The organism is Haloarcula sp. CBA1131, from assembly GCF_008728975.1.
In the GTDB taxonomy this organism is placed as follows: Archaea; Halobacteriota; Halobacteria; order Halobacteriales; family Haloarculaceae; genus Haloarcula; species Haloarcula hispanica.
This window is the reverse complement of record NZ_RPCY01000001.1, coordinates 855,835-875,393: the sequence shown is the minus strand read 5'-3', so window position 1 is coordinate 875,393 and position 19,559 is coordinate 855,835. Positions and strand designations below refer to the sequence as shown.

General features: G+C 62.7%; 20 protein-coding genes and 1 tRNA gene. 2 read left to right on the top strand and 19 right to left on the bottom strand.

The window, feature by feature from the left end; genetic code table 11:
- Positions 1-10: 10 nt before the first annotated feature.
- The 6 genes from Har1131_RS04540 to Har1131_RS22640 all read right to left on the bottom strand — a co-directional run bounded on the left by Har1131_RS04540 (position 11) and on the right by Har1131_RS22640 (position 4,630).
- On the bottom strand, positions 11-328 hold the full coding sequence (locus Har1131_RS04540; RefSeq protein ID WP_014041323.1) for a 2Fe-2S iron-sulfur cluster-binding protein: 318 nt from the start codon (positions 326-328) through the stop codon (positions 11-13).
- A gap of 22 nt (positions 329-350) precedes the next feature.
- Positions 351-1,748 (bottom strand): selenium-binding family protein, encoded by a 1,398-nt coding sequence (locus Har1131_RS04535; protein ID WP_050037086.1) that lies wholly within the window; start codon positions 1,746-1,748, stop codon positions 351-353.
- A gap of 112 nt (positions 1,749-1,860) precedes the next feature.
- Positions 1,861-2,763 (bottom strand): NAD(P)-dependent oxidoreductase, encoded by a 903-nt coding sequence (locus Har1131_RS04530; RefSeq protein WP_014041325.1) that lies wholly within the window; start codon positions 2,761-2,763, stop codon positions 1,861-1,863.
- Positions 2,764-2,806: 43 nt separating this feature from the next.
- Positions 2,807-3,691 carry an NAD(P)H-binding protein gene (locus tag Har1131_RS04525; RefSeq protein WP_151145241.1) on the bottom strand — a complete coding sequence of 295 codons (885 nt, stop codon included), beginning with the start codon at positions 3,689-3,691 and terminating at the stop codon, positions 2,807-2,809.
- Between the two features lie 232 nt (positions 3,692-3,923).
- A tRNA-Arg gene (locus Har1131_RS04520) sits at positions 3,924-3,996 on the bottom strand.
- 49 nt (positions 3,997-4,045) lie between these two features.
- A complete protein-coding gene (locus Har1131_RS22640; protein WP_014041327.1) occupies positions 4,046-4,630 on the bottom strand; it encodes a 2Fe-2S iron-sulfur cluster-binding protein in 585 nt (194 codons plus the stop codon).
- Positions 4,631-4,775: 145 nt separating this feature from the next.
- On the opposite strand from Har1131_RS22640, the gene Har1131_RS04510 reads away from it, so the two are divergent.
- Entirely contained in the window at positions 4,776-5,225 is a 450-nt protein-coding gene (locus Har1131_RS04510) for a type IV pilin (RefSeq protein WP_129755612.1), read from the top strand.
- An 18-nt stretch (positions 5,226-5,243) separates the two neighbouring features.
- Here Har1131_RS04510 and gnd read toward each other — a convergent pair whose 3' ends face one another.
- Complete coding sequence (gene gnd, locus Har1131_RS04505; RefSeq protein WP_225308129.1) at positions 5,244-6,167, bottom strand: phosphogluconate dehydrogenase (NAD(+)-dependent, decarboxylating); 924 nt, start codon at positions 6,165-6,167, stop codon at positions 5,244-5,246.
- Between the two features lie 244 nt (positions 6,168-6,411).
- Here gnd and Har1131_RS04500 point away from each other — a divergent pair, with 244 nt between their 5' ends.
- Positions 6,412-7,509 (top strand): aminopeptidase, encoded by a 1,098-nt coding sequence (locus Har1131_RS04500; protein ID WP_050037091.1) that lies wholly within the window; start codon positions 6,412-6,414, stop codon positions 7,507-7,509.
- 290 nt (positions 7,510-7,799) lie between these two features.
- Here Har1131_RS04500 and flaJ read toward each other — a convergent pair whose 3' ends face one another.
- The 12 genes from flaJ to Har1131_RS04445 all read right to left on the bottom strand — a co-directional run bounded on the left by flaJ (position 7,800) and on the right by Har1131_RS04445 (position 19,459).
- Positions 7,800-9,548: an archaellar assembly protein FlaJ gene (flaJ, locus tag Har1131_RS04495; protein ID WP_050037092.1), complete on the bottom strand. Its 1,749-nt coding sequence runs from the start codon at positions 9,546-9,548 to the stop codon at positions 7,800-7,802.
- Between the two features lie 2 nt (positions 9,549-9,550).
- Entirely contained in the window at positions 9,551-11,224 is a 1,674-nt protein-coding gene (locus Har1131_RS04490) for a type II/IV secretion system ATPase subunit (RefSeq protein ID WP_023843417.1), read from the bottom strand.
- 14 nt (positions 11,225-11,238) lie between these two features.
- A complete protein-coding gene (locus Har1131_RS04485) occupies positions 11,239-12,000 on the bottom strand; it encodes an ATPase domain-containing protein (protein WP_014041333.1) in 762 nt (253 codons plus the stop codon).
- Positions 11,997-12,449, bottom strand: coding sequence for a CARDB domain-containing protein (locus Har1131_RS04480; protein ID WP_151145237.1), 453 nt, complete (start codon positions 12,447-12,449; stop codon positions 11,997-11,999). The genes Har1131_RS04485 and Har1131_RS04480 overlap by 4 nt, the downstream gene beginning before the upstream one ends.
- A 1-nt stretch (position 12,450) precedes the next feature.
- Entirely contained in the window at positions 12,451-12,888 is a 438-nt protein-coding gene (locus Har1131_RS04475; RefSeq protein ID WP_014041335.1) for a flagellar protein F, read from the bottom strand.
- Positions 12,872-14,527 (bottom strand): FlaD/FlaE family flagellar protein, encoded by a 1,656-nt coding sequence (locus Har1131_RS04470; RefSeq protein ID WP_151145234.1) that lies wholly within the window; start codon positions 14,525-14,527, stop codon positions 12,872-12,874. Before Har1131_RS04470 ends, Har1131_RS04475 begins: the two co-directional genes overlap by 17 nt.
- Before the next feature lie 241 nt (positions 14,528-14,768).
- The gene (locus tag Har1131_RS04465) at positions 14,769-15,290 is read right to left on the bottom strand and encodes a chemotaxis protein CheD (RefSeq protein ID WP_014041337.1); all 522 of its coding nucleotides are present in this window, start codon (positions 15,288-15,290) and stop codon (positions 14,769-14,771) included.
- Positions 15,290-16,507 carry a chemotaxis protein CheC gene (locus tag Har1131_RS04460; protein ID WP_014041338.1) on the bottom strand — a complete coding sequence of 406 codons (1,218 nt, stop codon included), beginning with the start codon at positions 16,505-16,507 and terminating at the stop codon, positions 15,290-15,292. Before Har1131_RS04460 ends, Har1131_RS04465 begins: the two co-directional genes overlap by 1 nt.
- A complete protein-coding gene (gene cheY / locus Har1131_RS04455) occupies positions 16,508-16,867 on the bottom strand; it encodes a chemotaxis protein CheY (RefSeq protein WP_004515265.1) in 360 nt (119 codons plus the stop codon).
- A gap of 86 nt (positions 16,868-16,953) precedes the next feature.
- The gene (locus Har1131_RS22090; protein ID WP_225308077.1) at positions 16,954-17,445 is read right to left on the bottom strand and encodes a hypothetical protein; all 492 of its coding nucleotides are present in this window, start codon (positions 17,443-17,445) and stop codon (positions 16,954-16,956) included.
- On the bottom strand, positions 17,400-18,980 hold the full coding sequence (locus tag Har1131_RS04450; protein ID WP_225308076.1) for a hypothetical protein: 1,581 nt from the start codon (positions 18,978-18,980) through the stop codon (positions 17,400-17,402). The genes Har1131_RS22090 and Har1131_RS04450 overlap by 46 nt, the downstream gene beginning before the upstream one ends.
- A complete protein-coding gene (locus Har1131_RS04445) occupies positions 18,977-19,459 on the bottom strand; it encodes a hypothetical protein (protein ID WP_050037095.1) in 483 nt (160 codons plus the stop codon). Before Har1131_RS04445 ends, Har1131_RS04450 begins: the two co-directional genes overlap by 4 nt.
- Positions 19,460-19,559: the final 100 nt, after the last annotated feature.

The following is a 19,559-nucleotide window of genomic DNA, read 5'->3' as shown; positions in this document are numbered from 1 at the left end:
TCGGTGCCGGTCACTTCCAGGGGTTCGGCACCAGTTCGGCCTGTACCGTCGCGCCGACGGCGAGGTGCGCGTCGGTCGTCGGCTCGGCGACACAGAGCAGGACGTAGCCGTCCGCCAGATGCTGCTCTTTGAGCGCCCGCGGCGGGCGGTGATGGACCACGTCGCCGGACAGCAGGCGAGCGGTACAGGTCCCGCACGCTCCGGTTCGACAGCCGAACGGCAGCCCGATATCCGCGGCCTCCGCGGCGTCGAGTATCGTTTCGCCGTCTGGCACCGAAACCGTCTCCGTCCGGTCGCTGTCCCGCCAGTCCAGCAGGACCTCGGTCATCGGCCGCCCAGTCGCATCGTCCTCATTGCCACACGTCGCTGGTACAGTCGCCGTCGGGCCACCGGATCTCGTGGGCGCGAGCAGGGCCTTCGGGTAGGTCGCCGAAGTCCACGAGGAAATCCCGGTCCAGCGACATCGTCCCCGTCCGCGGGTCTACGTCGGCTTTGAGCATCACCGACCCCTGCTCGGCCTCCTCGGGGAAGAACTGGTTGTCCCACGACGAAAACAGTGAGGTCGTCCAGTACAGCCGCTCGCCGTCGAGCGAGAGCTGGAGCATCTGCGGCCCGGCGACAATATCGCGACCCTGGACCTGCTCGATGTCGCCGAAGTAGCCGCCGATAGAGATGGAATCGGCTTTTCGGGGGTTCGACGGGTCCGAGATGTCGTACATCCACACCTCGCCGTGGAGCCAGTTCGACCCGAAGAGGTAGCGGTCGTCCATCGAGATGAGGATGTCCGTCACCAGTGCCGGGACCGGCATGTCCCACCCCTCGTGTTCGCGGTCGTCGAACTCGATGACCGGCTCGGCGTGATATTCGCCATCCGATTCATGGAAATGGATGATATTCGAGGATAGCGCCGCGCCGACGTAGCCGTGCGTGCTCTCGGGCGTGTGCAGGAAGCGGGCCTCTAGCGGAATCAGGCCGTCCTCGCCGAGGTCGATGGTCTGCTCGACGGTGCCGGCCTCCCAGTCCCAGAAGTTGAGCCGCTGGCCGTACTTGCCGTCCTCGACATCGTCCAGGTCGAAGCCGGGGTAGTACGTCTTCGGGGCCGCCCACTCCGTCGACAGCATCACGTTCTGGCGGGGCTGGTACCAGTAGTCGTAGTTCATCTCGATCTCGCCGGGCGGGTCCCATCGGCCCTGCACCTCGAAGTCGTCGTTCAGTTCCAGAAAGCCGCCAGGGAGGTCGCCGTCGGCATCGCCGAGCATGGAAATGAGAATCTCACCGTCGGGGATGCAGTGGACGGTGTGGGGCGCGGAGAGGTCGTGGTCGTACACCGCCTCCGGTTCGATGACTTTCGTCAGTTCGGGGTCGCGGCGCTCCTTCGTGTCGACGATGTGGATGCGCGAGGAGCGCTGGCCGGGAATGACGAGGTGTCGGCGCTCCAACCCCTCCATGTGGCACGACGACGAGCAGGCGTTCCACCCGAAGTGGTGGAGTTCGTCGCCCTTGTTCGGCATCTGGACCCGGTTGATGATTTCACTGTACGTGTCTGAGTCGGGGTCTACGTCGACGACGGCCAGGAAGTCCGGCGCGTCGACGTCCTGGCCGACGTGCAGCCCCATCACGTAGGCGGTCCGTTCGCGCTCGGCCTCCTCGATGGCCGCCTGCGGGGTGGCATAGCCCGGCCCCTCGTGGTCGTGATGCTCGTGATGGTCGTGTGTCTCGCTCTCTGACGGCTGTTCGGCGTCACTCATGCATGTTAGTTACATACACATTACATTTTAGCAACGTGTTCCGGATGAAACGGCCGCTACATGCGGCGTGGTAATGGCGGCGTCCGGATCGATGCGCGGGCCGCCGCTGACTTCACGCCAGTTGTCGCCAGCTCCAAGTCGGCTCCCAGTCGAGCAGCCGCTCGGCTTTCGTCGTGTCGATGAGCGTCGCATACGGGTTCTCGTCGTCGGCTGTCGGCCCCCGGTAGTCAGCATCAGGGTACAGTTCCGCCGCGAGTTCGGCGCTCGGCGTCTCGGCGCTCGTATCTGGTGCCGAGACCCAGACGCGTTCGTGGCCGTCGAACGACGCCGCGACGGCCCGCTCGACGAGCCGAACGGCGTCGGTGGTGTGGACGTACGCGTACAGCGTGTTCCGCTGGGTGTGGAAGTGCGGTGACGCCCGAGACCCGGTGAGTGTCCGGTCTGCCTCGACGAACGTCTCCCTGGCCAGGTCGTCGTCGACGACCCACGGAAGCCGAAGCGACGTGATAGTGTCCGGGGCGTCCGCACTCCGGCGAGCGAACCCGTCGGCGGTGATCTCCAGTGCCTGTTTCCCCATTGCATACGGGTTCGACGGCGTGAGGCGGTGGTCCTCGTCGATCGGAAGGTAGTCGACTGTGATGGGGTCTGATTCGAACCCGCCGCCGATAGCGCTGAAACTCGACGCCAGGGCAACCGTATCGACACCCAGTTCGCCGGCCGCCTCCAGCACATGATAGCTGGACATGACGTTGCTCTCGTAGGTCCGGTACCCCGGCGTGTGGTCGGGCGTGGGAATCATCCCGAGATGGACGACCGCGTCGGGGCCGGATTTTGCGAGTGCGCCGTAGACCTCGCCCGCATCGAGCAGGTCAGTCCTGACGTATGCGTCCGAATGGTCTTCCTCCCGTTTCCCACGGGAGAGGTTGACCGTTCGATACCCCGCTGCAGTCAGGTGTTCGAGGACGTGCTGGCCGACGCGGCCGTTGCCACCAGTAACGGCGACCGATTCGGGCATAGCTACGTCTGCACCGCACAGCCCCAAAACAGTCCCGCAGGGCCTACAATGCCATCAGCGACCGCCGAACGGCGTCCTTGATCGGCGTCTGGTCAATCGGCACGACGTCCTGCAGGTCCATCTCCGGGTCAACCGTGACCGGGTTCCGCATACTCTCGGCCAGCGGCCGCGCGATGGCGTACTGTACGTCTGTCGTGAAGCGAAGCCAGTGCGAGGACAGGCCCGGCGTCATCACCGGCACGGCAATGATAAACACCCGCTTGCCCTTCTCCGCGGCGGTGAGTTTCAGCAGCGACTCGTAGGACCACACCGACGGCCCGCCGATGTCGTAGGTCTCGCCGCGGGTCTCGTCGGCACCGAGTAGCTCCACGAGGTAGCTGATTGCGTCGTCGACGCCGATGGGCTGACACGGCGTTCGGACCCACTTGGGGACGAGCATCAGCGGCAGGCGGTCGGTCAGGTCGTCGACAATCCGGAAGCTCGCGCTCTCCGGGCCGATGATGACCGCCGCCCGGAGTACTGTCAGGTCGAACGACCCCTCCGCAAGCACCGATTCGACTTCGCGTCGCGACGCCAGATGGGGTGAGAGATTCTCCTCGTCACCGCTGATACCGCTGAGATAGACGACCCTGTCGACCCCCGCAGCCGACGCCGAGTCGGCGAACCGGCGGGCGTAGCGACGGTCTAACTCGGCGAAGTTCTCGGACGTGAGCGAGTGGATGAGGTAGTACGCAACGTCGATATCGTCACAGAGGCCATCGAGGGAGTCTGGGTCACCGAGATCGCCCTCGAACGGCTCGACGCCGTCGGGAAAGGATTCCTCGCTCGCGCTCCGGGAGAACGCCACCACCTCGTGGCCCGCTTCGGCCAGGGTATGAACCAGTCGCTGTCCGATGAATCCGGTCGCACCCATAACGAGCACACGCATGTGTTCGTACCTTGTGTCGGAACCTCAAGGACGTTGCGGCGATTGCCGTGCAGTCCTGCCGCTGTCTAGAGCTGTAGGACGAGACGTATCGGTCACAGTGTGGCCGCAAAATAGCGGGCGGCGAGGGATTTGAACCGAAGCCAGACGTGCTCGCTCCGCTGCGCGCGACTGGCAGGGTTCAAACCGCTCTTGTGTTGCTATTCGCTCGTCACATCCGTTCCTCGCAGAATAGCGGGCGGCGAGGGATTTGAACCCCCGACCATCTGGTCCGGAACCAGGCGTTCTGTCCGCTGAACTAGCCGCCCACGAAAAGTGCTATCAGACTGTCCGTCTTAACGGTTGTGAACCGCAGCGTCAAGGTGACTCGCCGGTTTCGAGGGTGAAGTCGCTGGTCGGATAGGCGACACAGGTCAGGCAGTACCCCTCTTCCATGTCGTCATCCATCAGCGAATCGTTGTTGCTGTGGCGGATGTAGTCCTCGGCCGGGCCGTCCTCGATGTGGCCGGCACAGGAGATACACTGGCCCTCGCGGCAGGCATAGGGGAGGTCCCAGCCTTCCTCCTCGCCGGCGTCAAGGAGCGGCTCGTTGTTGGCGACCTCGATCGTTTCACCCTCCTTGGCGAATTCGATCTCGTAGTACTCGACCTCGTCCTCGGCGATATCGTCGGGGTCGAAGCCCTCGTCCTCCTCTTCGGCCTCCTCGCCTTCGCCGAGTTCGCCTTCGGCCTCACCAGCCGGAATCGCTGTGGCACCGCCACCACCGATAGAGCGGTTGTACGGCTCCGGGAAGTCCGTCTCGGGGACTGTCGCGGCCCGCTGCTCGAGGACCTCCTGGGAGATGTCTTCCGGTGCCTCCCAACCGGTCCCTTTGGCGTAGTGGAGCGCGACCACTATCAGGGTGAGCGTGGCCCCGGCGGCGAGTCCAACGAGTTCTACCATGTGTCCGGCTATGGAATACTGGTTTAATTAGCTGTTGTTTCACCCGCAGCCGCCCGCGAACGGCCCGGCCACCAGACGACTGTGTGCCCGGCGACGGGCGATTAATTTCCACAGTGTTTAGTACTATCAATTAATGGAGTATGTCGTGGGACTAAAAGATTCGTGGAACGATCTCGGTACCGCCGGAAAGGTACTCGTCGGACTGGGCGTCGGCGTGGCTGTCCTGTTCATCCTGATTCCGATCATCATCATCGTCGCGGCGATAATTGCGTCCTTCGTACTGGGCATGGGTAGCAGTGGCGGCGACGTAGCTGTGGCCCCGCAGGCCTCGTTCACGTTCGAGTACGAAGAGACGACAGACGGCGTCGTTGCCGTCGTGACACATGACGGTGGTGATACGATCAGTGCAGAGCAACTCACTATCGAAGTGGCGGACGGACGAACAGTGGGGTGGGACGATGACGACGGCGAGGTGACCGCCGGCGACCAGTCACGCGTTAGCGTCGAAGACGGAGCTGAAGTCAGCCTCGTTTGGCACGGGGACGACCAGACAACGGTGCTCGCAAAGGGTACCGCTCAGGCAAGCGAGTTCTGAAGCGATACGGTAGCACACTCACGTCCGACGTGGGACGTCGTGGCGACCGAAGCCGTATCTGAGGCGGCTGGCGAGGCGGCGCGAGAAGCGGCCGTCGTCGGCCCGCGAGCCGAACCGCTCGGCCAACGACTGGTAGATGAGCGGGACCGGCACCTCCTGTTCGAGCGCTTCTTGCACGGTCCACGTCCCAGTCGACCCGCCTTCGACGCGGTCGGCCACGTCGCCGAGGTCGTTGCCCTCCTCGCGGAACGCTTCCTCGCAGAGCTCCAGCAGCCACGAGCGGATGACGGCCCCGTTGTTCCAGGTGTTTGCGACCGATTCCAGATCGAGGTCGTACCGGCCGTTAGCCAGCAGTTCGAAGCCCTCGCCGTAGGTCTGCATCAGCGCGTACTCGACCCCGTTGTGAACCATCTTGACGTAGTGGCCCGACCCCGCCGGCCCCATCCGGTCGTGGCCGTCGGGGCCGGTCGCGACGGCGTCGAAGACGGGAACCAGTTCGTCGTAGGCCCACTGCGGGCCGCCGACCATCAGCGAGAAGCCCAGCTCCGCACCGGCGGGGCCGCCGGAGGTGCCACAGTCGAGGTAGGCCGCATCGGTCGACTCGGCACGGCGAACCGAGTCCTCGAAGTAGGAATTACCGCCGTCGACCACGATGTCGTCATCGTCCAGTGATGGGGCCAGTTCATCCAGCGCGGCGTCGACCGGGTCCCCGGCTGGGACCATCAGCCAGATTCGTTTCTCCGAGCCGAGTTTCGCCGCGAGGTCGGCGATGGACGATGCCGGCTGTGCACCGGCTTCAGCTGCGTCGGCGACGCTCTTCTCGTCGATATCGAAGACGACGACCTCGTGGCCGGCTTCGAGCACGCGGTCGACCACGATTCGGCCCATGCGTCCGAGTCCGATGACGCCAAGTTCCATACCGGGGAGTCGCTGACCGAACAGGTAGGGATTGCGGTTCGACAGAAAAGCGTGGCACGAACACCATCCGTGCCGTCGTCAGTCATGGTACCGCCCCGGCCGACCGTCTCGGAAGCGGTCGTGGGAGCCAGCAATTGCCACGAGTCCTGTCCCGTACTGCACCGGATACTCCGGCTCTGGAACGCAAAAAATCCACGGAATACAATCACATCGTCCGTTGTAATCCCGGGACCACCGCCGTTTTGTTCCGGCCACTCTTGGTGAGAATATGGACGACCGCATACGCGAACACGCCAGGATTCTCGTCGACTGGAGCGCTCGCATCGACGCGGGCGACGACGTGGTCGTGGCTGTCGAGGACGGCGCACACGATCTCGCAGTCGCTGTGGCCGAGCAGCTTGGCGACCGCGGCGCGAACCTCCTGTCGACGTACCAGTCGGACGAACTCACGCGGGCCTATCTGGGGGCCCACGACGGGTCATTCACCGAGAACCCCGAGTACGAACTGGCGCTGTACGAACGGGCCGACAGCGTGCTGTTCCTGAAAGGGTCGCGGAACACTACCGAGACGGCCGACGTGGACAGCGACCAGCGACAGGCGTACTCGACGGCGCGACAGGCAATCAGGGAGGCCCGGCTGGACACCGACTGGGTGTCGACCCAGCACCCGACGCGGGCGATGGCCCAGCAGGCCGGGATGGCCTACGCTGACTACAAAGACTTCGTCTACGACGCAACGCTCCGGGACTGGGAGGCGCTGGCGGAGGAGCAGGCCCAACTGAAGGATATCCTCGACGACGGCAAAGAGGTCCGAATCGTGGCCGACGGGACGGACATCACGCTGTACATCGACGGCCGTATCGCCGTCAACTCCGCCGCCAGCGTGGCCTACGACTCCCACAACCTCCCCTCCGGCGAGGTGTTCACCGCGCCCTACGACACCGCCGGCGTCGTCACCTTCGACGTGCCGATGACGATACAGGGCCGCCGGGTGAAAAACGTCGAGCTGACGTTCAAGGACGGCGTTGTCGTCGACTGGGCGGCCGAACAGGGCGAGGGTGTCATCGGCGAAATCATCGGGACCGACGGCGGTTCGCGCCAACTGGGCGAGCTCGGTATCGGGATGAACCGCGGCGTCGACCGCGTCACCGACAACATCCTCTTCGACGAGAAGATGGGCGGGACAGTCCACCTCGCGCTCGGGCGCGCGTACGACGCCTGCCTCCCTGAGGGCGAATCCGGCAACGACAGCGCCGTCCACGAGGACCTCATCACGACGATGGGCGAGGGGTCGCGGCTCGAAGTCGACGGCGAGACGATTCAGAAAGACGGCCTGTTCCGCTGGGAAGACGGCTTCGAAGGGTAGCTGTCGCGGGACTGCTGCGGCGTGCTTGCGGAGAGCCACTGTCGCGGTGCTGTGGGCCGGGAATAGATGTCATGATCCGTGGGCCGGGAGCGCCCTCCGTGGCGCGACCCGGGGAAGGGCAGGCCTGCCGAAGGCTGCGCTGCTGATGTACCGCGAGCGGAGCGAGCGGTTTCACTCCGAGCGCGGCCGCAGGCCGCGACTCGGAGGTCGTTTTTAGCGTAGATTTTTGCGAGGAGCCCTCCCACAGCGGCGCGAAGCGCCGCGAGGAAGGGCGACGAAGTAAAAAGGTACTAGATAGAGAGGAACTGCGACACCAGCCACTTCGTAAACGTCCCAGTAATTGCGCCGATCCACGAGAGCACCACGAAGTGCATGTAGGTGTTGGCGTTGTGGCCACCGTCAACGGTCCGGATCATCAACGATGACAGCATCGCGCCGAACATGATAATGATGATCAGCAGGAACTCGATGAGCGGGATGTTGTAGACGCTGGTATTGATGAGCGAGGCGGCGTCGAGTCGGCTCCCAGTGGACAGGTTGAGTGACATGTCGGCGAGGATGTTGACGACCTGCAGGCCGATGAAGAAGGCGAAGGTCGACGCGGCGGTCATCCCGTAGAGGAGGCCCACAAGCGTCGTTGCCGCCTGCTTGCGCTTCTGGCGGAGTTGTAGCACCTGATTCATGTTCTCGGAGATAAGCTCGCCCAGTTGCTTTGGCGATCCACCCATCTCGCGGCCGATGAGGTACATCTCGGAGAAGGTCTGGATGAGATAGGAGCGACAGTCGGCGGTAAAAAAGCGCCAGGCAGAGGTCGGCTCGATCCGCATATTCAGTCGTTTGTAGAGATTATCGATGTTGGGCGAGAGTGCGCCGAAGTCCTTCTTGCGGAGGGTACGAAGCACCGCACCGGTCGTCGACTGCTTCGCGCCCTCGGTCGCCCCGAGCGCACGGATGAAGTTCGGGAACTCGGAGTCCCGGTCCTTGATGCGCTGTTCTTCCTGTCGGAAGGCGATGCCGGGGATGAGCATCGGCGTGATCGGCGCGGCGGCGTACAGCGGCAGCGGCACCTCGTCGAACATGAAAAAGAGGTCGTTCAGCGTGATCGGCGAGATGCCGAGCATCCCCCCAAGCGTGATGAACACGAGCAGCATCGACAGTCCCACGCCGGCGACCATCGATTTGTTGAGTTTGGACTCGATCGGCGACGGGTAGTCGACCGGGTGGAACCACACCGGGTCGTAGGGGGCCATCGAGCGGATGGCGAGGTAGAAGCCGGTCTGGACGAACACGAACATCACGATGACGGCGCTGACGGTCATCGTCGGGTTCGTTCCGGTCAGCACCGGCAGGACGACGGCGAACACCAGCGCGAACGTCATCGACAGAATCATCGAGAGGTAGAGGTCCTTCATGACTTCCAGGCTGTCGAGCGAGCTCTTGTACACCGTCGAGTAGTGCTGGATGATCTGCTCCTGTTCAGTCAGGAGGTAATCGTCGAGTCCCTGTCCGGCCCCGAGCGTGTACGCGAGGCGGTCGAAGAAGTCCGAAACTGCGCGGCTCGGGACCTGTTTGGCCCGGCGACGGCAGGCGTCGTCGAGGCTCAGGTTCCAGGTGTCGACTAGCTGGACGATGCGGTGCATCTCCATCGCGAGTTCGCCGTACTCGTCTTCCTCGGCCAGCGTTCGGAACACCTCCATCCGGTCGATCTTCGTCGTCGCCAGCACGGTCATGTGCGTGATAAGCAGGTGAAACCGGTTGTTGAGTTCGCGCTTGCGCTGGCTCAGGAGGATCTTTGGGTAGAAAATCGCCGACGCCATCACCAGAAATCCAAGCAGGGGAATCGGTGCTCGGACCGCAAGGGGTTGATCCAGCAGTAAGGCGACGACCGTGGAAATAGCGAAAAAGGCGACGGCTGGCAGCAGGATGAGGAAGAGATACCGCTCCAGCGGGATCGTCATCTGGCGGTAGGACTCCACGAGCGACTGGATCGTCTCGGATATCGTCAGGTCGAGTCCGCTTTCGGCTTCGCCCTGTGCCATCGTTAGTCAGGCCTGGCGATGTTGAACGGAATCCCTTCGACGCCGTCACGCTGGAAGTCCGAGATGAAGTCGTTGACTTCGTGATACCCCAGAATCCCCTCCTGGATGGCCCGCTCGATCATGTCAGCACGGAACTGGAGGTCGTCGTAGATATCACGCGTGTCCTCGTACCCCAGGAGGGTCGCTATCTGCTCTTCGAGGACGAAGGAGTTGTTCATCCCCTGGAAGATGATCTCGTCCTCGACGGGGTCCCAGTTGAACACCTGCCGGGTGACGACACCGTCCATCTCCTTCGAGTACCCCTCGATCTCCTGAACGCTCGTCACGCGGCGCAGGACCTGATCGCCCTGCTTGACGCGGTTCTGGAACAGCGCCACGTCGGCCACGTCCATGAACGTCTCGGGGACGTTGATCGGTTCGCCGGTGAAGCGCTGAATCATCGAGACGATGTCGCTCGCGTGGAAGGTCAGCATCACCGGGTGGCCGGTCTGGGCGGCCTGGAACGCCATCCGCCCCTCCTCACCACGAACCTCCCCGACGATGATGTAGTCGGGGCGGGAACGCAGCGCGGCGGCGACGAGGTCGAACATGTCGATACTGGTCCCCTCGTCTTCGCCCTCACGAGTGAGGAGTTGCTGCCAGGTGTTGTGCGGGGGCAGCACCTCGGCGGTGTCCTCCGCGGTGTAGATCTTCGCGTCGTCGGGGATGAACGAGGTGATGGCGTTCAGCGTCGTCGTCTTCCCGGACGCCGTCTCCCCGACCACGAACACCGTCTGTTCGTTCTCCAGACAGAGCCAGAGATACGCGGCCAGTTGCGGCGACAGCGTCATCCACTTGGTAATCTGGAAAATCGAGAGCGGAACGTCGTCGCCCTGACGGATGGTGAGCGACGGGCCTTTGAGGCTCACGTCGTCGGAGTAGATAAGGTTCAGACGCGACCCGTCCGGCAGCGTCGAGTCGACGATAGGGTCCGAGTCAGAGACCGGGTCACCCATCCGTTCACCCATGTTGCGGAGCCACTGGTCGAAGGCCTCCTCGCTCTGCCACTCGACAGTGGTTTCGAGCATCCCGTAGACCCCGTGATCGACGTGACATTCGCTGCGGCCGATAACGTGAATGTCCTCGTTGGCCGGGTCGCGCATGACCGGTTCGAGCGGGCCGAGGCCGACGATGTCGCGGTTCAGCCGGTAGAGGATGTTCTCGTAGGTCTCCTGTGTGACCTCGACGCTGTTCACGTCGGTCAGGTTCGACAGGCGCGTGAGGACGCCGCTGTCGCTGTCCTCGTCCCGGACCTTCGTTGTCTCCTGCAGGAGTTCCTCGATACGGTCGTCGAACTGGGCTTCGTTTTCGGGCGCGGGCTTGTTGACGCTGCGCTGGAGCAGACGGTTCCGGACCTTTCCGAAGACGGCCCGCTCGTCCTCGTCGAGTTCCGGCTCGATGGCGTAGTACTTCATGTCCTGGCCCACGTCGCCGTAGATATGACAGAAGATGGGGCCGCCGACCGGGTAGAGCACGTTCGGCCGGTTCGTCTCGTACTCGTCGTCGGCCTCGTCGATGAGCATTGGGAACTCACCGGTGATCTGCTTGAACTTCTTCAGGTGGTCCCGCAGGTGGGGCCGCCGCGCTGCCATCTGCCGAAGTTCGTCCGACGGTTTCGCACGTCCGTGGTCTGTCATATCTTATATCACCTCTAGGCGACGCTGCGCGATTCGATGACGATGCCGGTTCCCGAGCGGACCGAGAACCCGATGGTGTCACCGACCTGTTCGCCCATGCCGGCGAATCGGAGGACGTTGATCTGCCGGCGCACGTCGTTGCCGACCTCGATCATCTCCAGTTCGATGAACACGTCGGCGATGGCCCGGAACGGACCGATAGCCTCCTCGTCCAGCGTCGACGGGTCGACGGTGAGCATGATGCATTTGCCCTGTGAGATGACGTCCCGGAAGTAGGAGATGACCTCCAGTGCGGCCTGTCGCTCCTCGTTTTGCCGAACGAGGGCTTCGAACTTGGGGTCGTTCCGGAGGATGGCGTCGAACGTGTCGATGACGACGACGTCGGCGTCCCACATCACTTCAGCCTCCATCAGCCGCTTGAGGAGTTCCTTCCGCTCGGACTGTTCGTCACCGCCGGTGAGCGCGTTCGACTCGCCGATGTCGGCGTGCAGGAACAGCACGTCCTCGTCGAGGATGTGGTCGACCATGTCATACGACAGCGAGTGCATCTGGTCGAGGAAGCTCCCGACGGTGAGTTCCGTCGAGAGGTAGGTCACTTCGTGGCCCTCCTCACAAAGGCCGTAGGTGAACCGCTGGCTCATGGCGGATTTGCCGGCCCCGTAGTCACCCTCGACGAGGATGATACTGCCGGGCGGGATACCGCCGCCCAGTTCCTTGTTCAGTCGGTCGTGATCGTCCAGTCCGAGCGAGAATAGGTCAGTACTTGCGATACTCATGTGTTGAACTCGAACACCTCCTCGTCGCCGTTGACAATCAGCTTGAGGCGGTGGTCGCCACCGTCAAGGTTGTCGTTGATGTCGATGCGAACGACTTCACCGGGCCGCCAGCTGTTACCGCCGTCCGGCTCCAGCGTCACCGTGTAGTCGGTGGCGAAGGTGCCGTCGACGAACACATCTATCTGCCCGGGGACTGGCGCTAACGTCTCTGAGCCGGTGTTTTTGACGTGAATCGTGATTGTGTTTGCGCCGTTATCATAGATGGTGTTGCTGCCGCTGTCGGAGATGATTTCGACATCGGTCCGAACGTCGCTACTCACGTCCAGCCCCTGTTCCGAGACAGCGTTGCTCAGCTCGCCGATACTGCTCGTAAAGACGCCGGCCACGCTCGCGGCGATAGCCATCGACGCGATGAACAGGATCAGGTGAGAGACGGAAACGCTCGCCATGTTAGCTCACCACCATCGTTTCGGCGATGCCGTTCTCGGTGACGACTTTCACCCGGTCGGGTTGACTACTGAGTGAGGTGACGGTAATCTCTAACCGCTCCTGTGACGCCCAGATATCCGTCGAGGGGTCGGTGTCAACGGTCGTGTCATAGCCCGCCTGATAGTCGTTGTCGACCAGCAGGTCGGTTGCTTCGACCGACAGCGTCTCGGAGCCGGTGTTGTCGACGGTCACGACGAGATTCTCGCTGCCGCTCGCGTTCCATGTCGCCGAGACAAGCGAGATGTCGGTGTTTTGCTGGTCGAGCAGCTGGTCTCGCTGGTCCTCGCGAGCGTCGTTGACGCGCTCGAAGCTGTTCGCGGTCGCGGAGTAGAACATTCCGAAGCCGATGAACGCGGCCACGAAGATGACGGCTGCCGAGCCGCTAACGCTGAATCCCATCGGAACCACCTCCACCGACCAGTTTCGAGAGCGCAACGGCGTCAGCCCCGCTGTCACTGTCAAGCTGCGAGATGTAGTGCAGGCTCTCCGTGTGGTGGTCGATAGACAGCCCATCCCCGGTGTCGTTCACGTCGTTGAAGCCGCGGAGGTACTCCTTGAGCTGGTCCGCGACCGACTCGTCGATCCAGTCGATAGTCTCGTAGTAGTCGATAGCGCGAGCCGTCTCGCGGTAGCCCGAGTGCTGGACCAGGAACTCGAGCCACTCGACGATGATGAGGTCCGCCGCGAACCCTTCCGGCATCGTCGCCAGGTACGGTTTCCCGTCGTCGTCCGCGTCCGCATCCGAGCCGTCGTCTACCGTTGATTCATCGCCGCTGCCGGTGGCCGCCGTCTCAGTCTGTGTGGCAGTCGGTTCCGGTTCCGGCTCCGGTTCCGGCTCTGGCTCTGGCTCCGGTTCCACGGCTGGCTCGGGTTCCGGCTCTGGCTCCGGTTCCGGTTCGGCTTCCGTAGCCGCCTCGGCCTCGTCACTCCCGTCGTCCTCGATGACCTCGTCGAAGAGGTCGTCGTCTTCCAGCCCGCCCATATCGTCGTCCGAATCCTCCTCGCCCAGCATATCGTCCTCCTCGCCCAGCAGGTCGTCATCGCCTTCGCCGAGCAGGTCATCGTCGTCGTCCGCTTCTTCCTCGGGTTCCTCGCCCTCGGCCCACTCGGCGTCGCCGGACTCGTACTCGTCTTTGAGCTCTGCGAACGATTTGCCGCCGTCGCCGTCGTCGCTGTCCTCGTCCATACTCTCCCCGTCGTCCATGCTCATCCCATCGTCCATGCTCATGTCGTCCTCCGTGTCGTCGAAGTCGTCGAACTCCTCGTCGAACGACCCGCCGTCGTCCTCGAAGTCGCCCATGTCGTCGCCACCGTCGTCGGGGAACATGTCGTCGACACCGCCGTCGTCCATCGACATGTCGCCGCCAGTGTCCTCCGTCAGGTCTTCGTCGAAAAAGCCCTCTGCGTCGGCGTTGGCGACGTCGTCGTCGATGTCCTCCTCGGTATCGTCGCTCCCGTCGTCGTCGAACAGGCCGAAAGAGCCGCCGCCTTCGCCCATGCCGCCCATACCGCCGTCGACGTCGTCGGCGAAGGGGTTGACGCCACGGGTGACCATCTCGTAGATATCGAGCAGCTTCCGGACGTTCTCCTCGGTCTCTTCGACGGACTCGGAGATGCTCTCGTTTTCTGTCCGAACCGTGTTGACCGTCGAAGAGAGGCTACCGACCTCGTTTTCCAGTTCGTCGAGACGGTGTTCCAGTTCGTCGGTGTCGGGTCCGCTCGCGTCTTCCATGTCGCCGAACTCGTCGTCACCGAACCCACCCATGTCGTCGCCACCGTCGTCGAGCCCACCCAGACCGCCGAGGTCGTCGCCGCCACCGCCGTCGTCAGCCATCAGACCGCCGCCGTCGGCCATCTCGCCGCCACCGCCGTCCTCGCTCGCATCCCCGCTCTCGTCGTCCGACAGGATCGAATCGAACATATTCTTGATGCTCATACCGACCAGCCCGCCGGTCAGCAAGACAAAGAGGGCGGGTGCCAGTCCAACCAGTTCCGGTGAGACGGCTGGAGCCAGCGGCACGAGAGCGAGACTACTCATCTCTTGTATCTCATGCTGTTTCTACTCTTGAATATTCCCCTTAGCGTATCATATTTGATAATAATACCCCATTTTCCCGGCTCAGATACAGTAAATTAACTATTCAAGTACTAGCCCATTACATTTCAGATTAATTTCGGACGGAAGATCGGGGAACAGAGTGTGTCAGTGCGCCCCCGGCAGACGAACGGCAGTCACCCGTCTGACGTCCGGAGTCGCGCACGAGTCCTGCTCGCAGACGTCACAGCGTTATCGAATCCGTGTTCGCGCTTTTGACGATGAAATTGCCGGTGTCCGCTTCTAGTTTGACGGACCGGCCGTGGTCGCCACCCAGGTCTTCGCCGACAACGGGAACGCCGTGTGCATCCAGCGTCTCGCGCACCTTCTTGGCGTTTCGCGAACCGATAGAGGAGCCGTTCTCGGAGAAGTCGAGCATATCGCTCCCGCCGGCGATTTTGGCCTCCATCGCCTCCGTCGACGCCCCGGCATCCGCCATGGCCTCGATGAGCACTTCGATGCCCGTGTCCGCGAACTTCGCATGGTTGCCGCCGTCGATATCAGCCGCCGACGGAAGCATGACGTGAACGAGCCCGGCCACCGTGTTACGGGTGTCGTATACCGCGATACCGATACAGGAGCCCAGCCCGCTCGTGGTCAGCACAGCCGGCTCTGTGGTCACCTTGTACTCCGCGATGCCGACTTTGATACGCTCGGGCGTACTTTGTTCGGGACTCTCTGTTTGGCTACCATCGTATACTTTCATTATTTGAATATCTGTTCGACGTCCGCGCCCGTCTCGGTCGCCCGCTCGACATCGAGGTCGTCGAGGGCGGCGCGTAACTCTTTCTCGTTGGGCAGGGCGTGAATCTCAGCCTGGAATTCGATGTCGTCGGTCCGCATCTGGGAGTCAATGATGAACGCGTGCTCCTGATACTGTCCGACCTGCGCCGCCAGCGGGTCCATAATCGCCCGCCCCATGTCGTGCACGACCCGCGGCGGCGTGTGCTCGACTGACGTCTGGAGGACGTTCGCCCAGCCGTCGACGAACCCGCTCGTCATGATGTTCCCCAGTTCCTCGATGGCGGCCTTGTGCTGGTCGGTTAGCTCGTCGCTGTCCATCTCGATGGGCATCATCGCCTCTGCGACGTTGATCGCGGAGACCTCGTCGAACAGCACCATGAGGTAGCCACTGGGCGTCCCGGTGAACTCGACGACCGTCCCGACGAACGTGTCCGTGCCGATCTGCTTTGGCACGTCCTCGATGGGGGCGAAACTGATCTGAGTCACCTCCGACTCGGTCGGGATGCCGGTCATCATCTCGACGTTGTCAGCGGCTTTCTGGGTGCCGCTAGTCGTCATCTCGTTGAACGTCTGGAGCTTGTCGATGGGGATGGCGTCGCCGTCCGTGTCGACGTGGTCCATCATCATCTCCGTGAGCGCTTCGTACTCAGGGAGCATGTAGATGTAGAAGTTCACCGACTCGTCGATCCATTCGATCTCCGATTTGAACACGAACACCTGCTGGTGGTCGCCGTTCTCGGGTGCATCGGGAAGCACGTCACCGCCGGACTCCTCGATGTACTCCGGCGGCGAGTGATCGATGGTCGCACCGACGTAGTCGGCCCAACCGTCGATGAAACCGCTCATCATGATGTTGCCGATCTCCTCGATGCCACTCCTGGCCATCGCCTCGTCGTCGCTGCTACCGGGCATCATCTCCTCGGTGATCGTGCCGGCGCTGTCTACGTCGAAGGCAAGAACGGTATCGCCCTCCAGAACGCCATCGAAAGAGAACTGGACGCCGACGAAGTCACGGCCGGCCAGTTCCTCGCCGACGTCTGCTCTGTCGAGCAGCGTTATCTTGGTTACGTCGACGACGGCATCGATGCCCGTCATCTGGCCCATCGACTGCGTGGCCTGTTCGGCCCCCTCGTGAGCGAGTTGGTTGAACGTACCGAGCGACTGAATATCGACGTTCATCTATGAGGGGACGACGTCCTCGATGGCCTCCATCACACTGGGTTTCTGGAACGGCTTGGTGATGTATCCGTCAGCCCCCGCTTTCACTGCCTCCTTCATTTTCTCTTCCTGGCCGACACTTGTACACATGATGACGTTCGCATCGGGATTGGAAGATTTGATCTCGTCCGTGGCCTCGATGCCATCCCGGATGGGCATCACGATGTCCATCATCACCAGGTCTGGCCCTTCTTCTTTGAACACTTCGACAGCTTCGACACCGTTCTCGACCTCCCCAACGATCTCGTGGTCTTCTTCGAGAATCTCGCGGAGGAGGTTACGCATAAACTCTGAATCGTCGGCGATCAGTACGTCTGGCATGCCTATCAAGCCTACATATCGTGATGAGTTAGATAAAGGTGTCCCGTAAATTATCGCGTGTGATATCGGTGGGTCCCGAAACCCAGTTACACCGCGGGGAGATGCGGTGTGAGAACGCGAATGAAATCGAGCGCGAAGGAGCCATACTGGAAGTACACGAGCCCCGAGAGGAGGAGGTACGCTGTCGTCAGCCCCGCCGGGAGCGCCAGACCCAGTGCGACCACTCTGGACGGGACGCGGTCGGGAACGAGTATGCGGCCCAGCACAGCCCCAGCACAGACACCAGCACCACCGAGATTGAGGAGTGCGTGGAACTGTACCGCTTCCCCGAGCGCCAGATCAAGTCCGGCAACGACGCCGAGTCCGATGAGGAGACCACCAATTGTACTCGCAGCGTACCCGCCGGCGAGCCACCGCTTCGCGTCGCTGACGGTTTCGTGGACCGCCGGAATCCGAACGACGCCGTACATGATCAGCGGGACCGTCGGCAGCAGATATCGAACAGTGAGCTGTGTGTGCAGTGGCAGGCGGCTCAGATAGACGAGCGTGAACACAGTTGCGAGGGTCGCAACGAGCATATCGGTCTGGGTTCGGGGGAATAGTGCGACGGACGGACATTCCACTGCCGCCTCCGCTGAGCAACTGACCGGACTAGGACCACGGGGAGTGCCGCGACCGCGCCGAAAAGCGGGACGGCCTCGACCATCGTGAGTTCGATCGCCTCGTAGGAGTTAGGAGCGTAGTTGATCTGTGGCGCGGAGCCGCTCCGCAGGAAAATCTGTGACAGTCGCTCGGGCGTAGCCAGGACGTCGAGACCACGGCTGACCGCATCCGAGACGAACACCATCGCGGGGGCCGCAGGTCCCATGATCCGGTCGAACAGGCCGAGAATCGGTGTTATGATCGGCGTTCCGGTATCACCGTCCGCCCCTGTGGAATCACTGCCACCACTAGACCCGCCACCACTTCCGTCGGAACCCCCGCCAGTCCCACCGTCCGTTCCGGCACCCTCAGTGCCGCCAGTGCCGCTACCGCCACCGGTTCCGGCATCGCCGCCGGTCTCAGGTGTGAATTCGACGTTCGCACCCCCGACGGCGGAGAGCAACCGCGGCGGTTTGACCGGGTTACCAGAGATAAGGAAGTTCGTCACGAGCATCGGGAGCGAGCCGAGGAAGAGCGCGAGGGCGGCAACGGCCAGATGGAGAAGCGAGTTTCGCCTTGCAGTGACAAGGTCTCCGAGAGCCAGCGTCACCACGAGGAAAAAGCCCTCGAAGGCGTGGGTCCAGGTTACCAGACCAGCGGCGATGTACGCGCCGGCACGAAAACCCAGCCCGAGCCGAAATTCGGCGTCGGCATACGCAACTCGGCTCCGAGCGAACAGATACACCGTCGTCAGTGTCAATAGCCCTACCAGAACGTGCCGTTTCGGAAGCGAAGCCCAGAACCCAACAGACGAGGCGATACCGATTGCGACACCAGCCGCCAGGGCGACTGAGCGGTCGTGCCAGATTCCGACGAGGCGGTAGAGGACGACGCTGGTCGTCGCTGCTGCGAGCATCGTCGATATCTGGAACGCGGCTATTGGGAGCGAAGTGTCCGGGAGGGCTGTCGCTGTCAGCGCACCGATCAGAAACAGGACCGCAACCAGACCGCTACCGACCCACAGAGTTGTGCGCTTGGTGATACTGGTGTGGCGCTGTCCGAGCACGCTGACGTGAGCCACGAAGACGAGCGCAGTGCCCGACCAGAGTCCAAGGAGCAGTAGCCGGGGTGTAATGAGCACGGACAGCGCTTGCAACGCCCAGACCAGCGGGACAGCCAGAAGTATCTGGCCGTAGTTGCGTCCGTAAAGCCTGCCGCCGGCCTCGTGCAGACCCGGTTGCGCGCCGAGTGTCAGGGAGTACGGCGTCTCTACGATGTGGAGGTGCCCGTTCGAGACAGCGACGAGGGCGTTGGCAGTGGTGTACGTGTCGGTGACGAAAATGCCAACGCGCCAGTAGAGTCCGAACGTCACGAGCAGGCCGAGCCAGAGGACATAGCCGTAGCGGTCACCGAAGATTGCCGTTCCGACCTGGCGACAGCGGCCAGTGAGCCGTTCGATGTCTCGAATCATTGCTCCACCTGCACTGTCACGTTTTCAGCAACGATTGTCTCAGCGGTTTCGAAGCTCTGGACCCGAAGCAGGACGGTTCCTCTGTACACGTCCCGCTCCAGTGACGACGGCGTGACCGCTCTGTCACCGGGTGCGAGCCGGTACGTCCCGGACTGACCGTCCGAAAGGACCTGTTCGTCTTCGAGGGAGATGTCGAGCGCAGGGACTGCGACCTGATACAGCAGTCTCGGACGCCCCGTCACGGAGTCGACGGACACGCTGGCATCGGGCACTCTGAGATACACGACGTTCGTGCCGAATCGGCCGTCCGTGAACCGTAATTCCGACGTCGGCAGTTGGACGGAACTGATAGTCGCCGACCCGTCACCGATAGTCGTCGGCTGTGGCCTGACAGCGTCGACGCCGACGAGTGGTCCCGTCACGACGAGCGTTACCAGAACGAACAGGGCAACGGCCGTCAGCGGATGGCGCGGGACCATTATCTACCCTACACACTGCCGTGACCGGATTTAAATCCCTCGTCGGTTGGGCAGGTTGCTGCCCCTGTTCATCGCGATAGCTGCTCGATTGCAGGTGGTC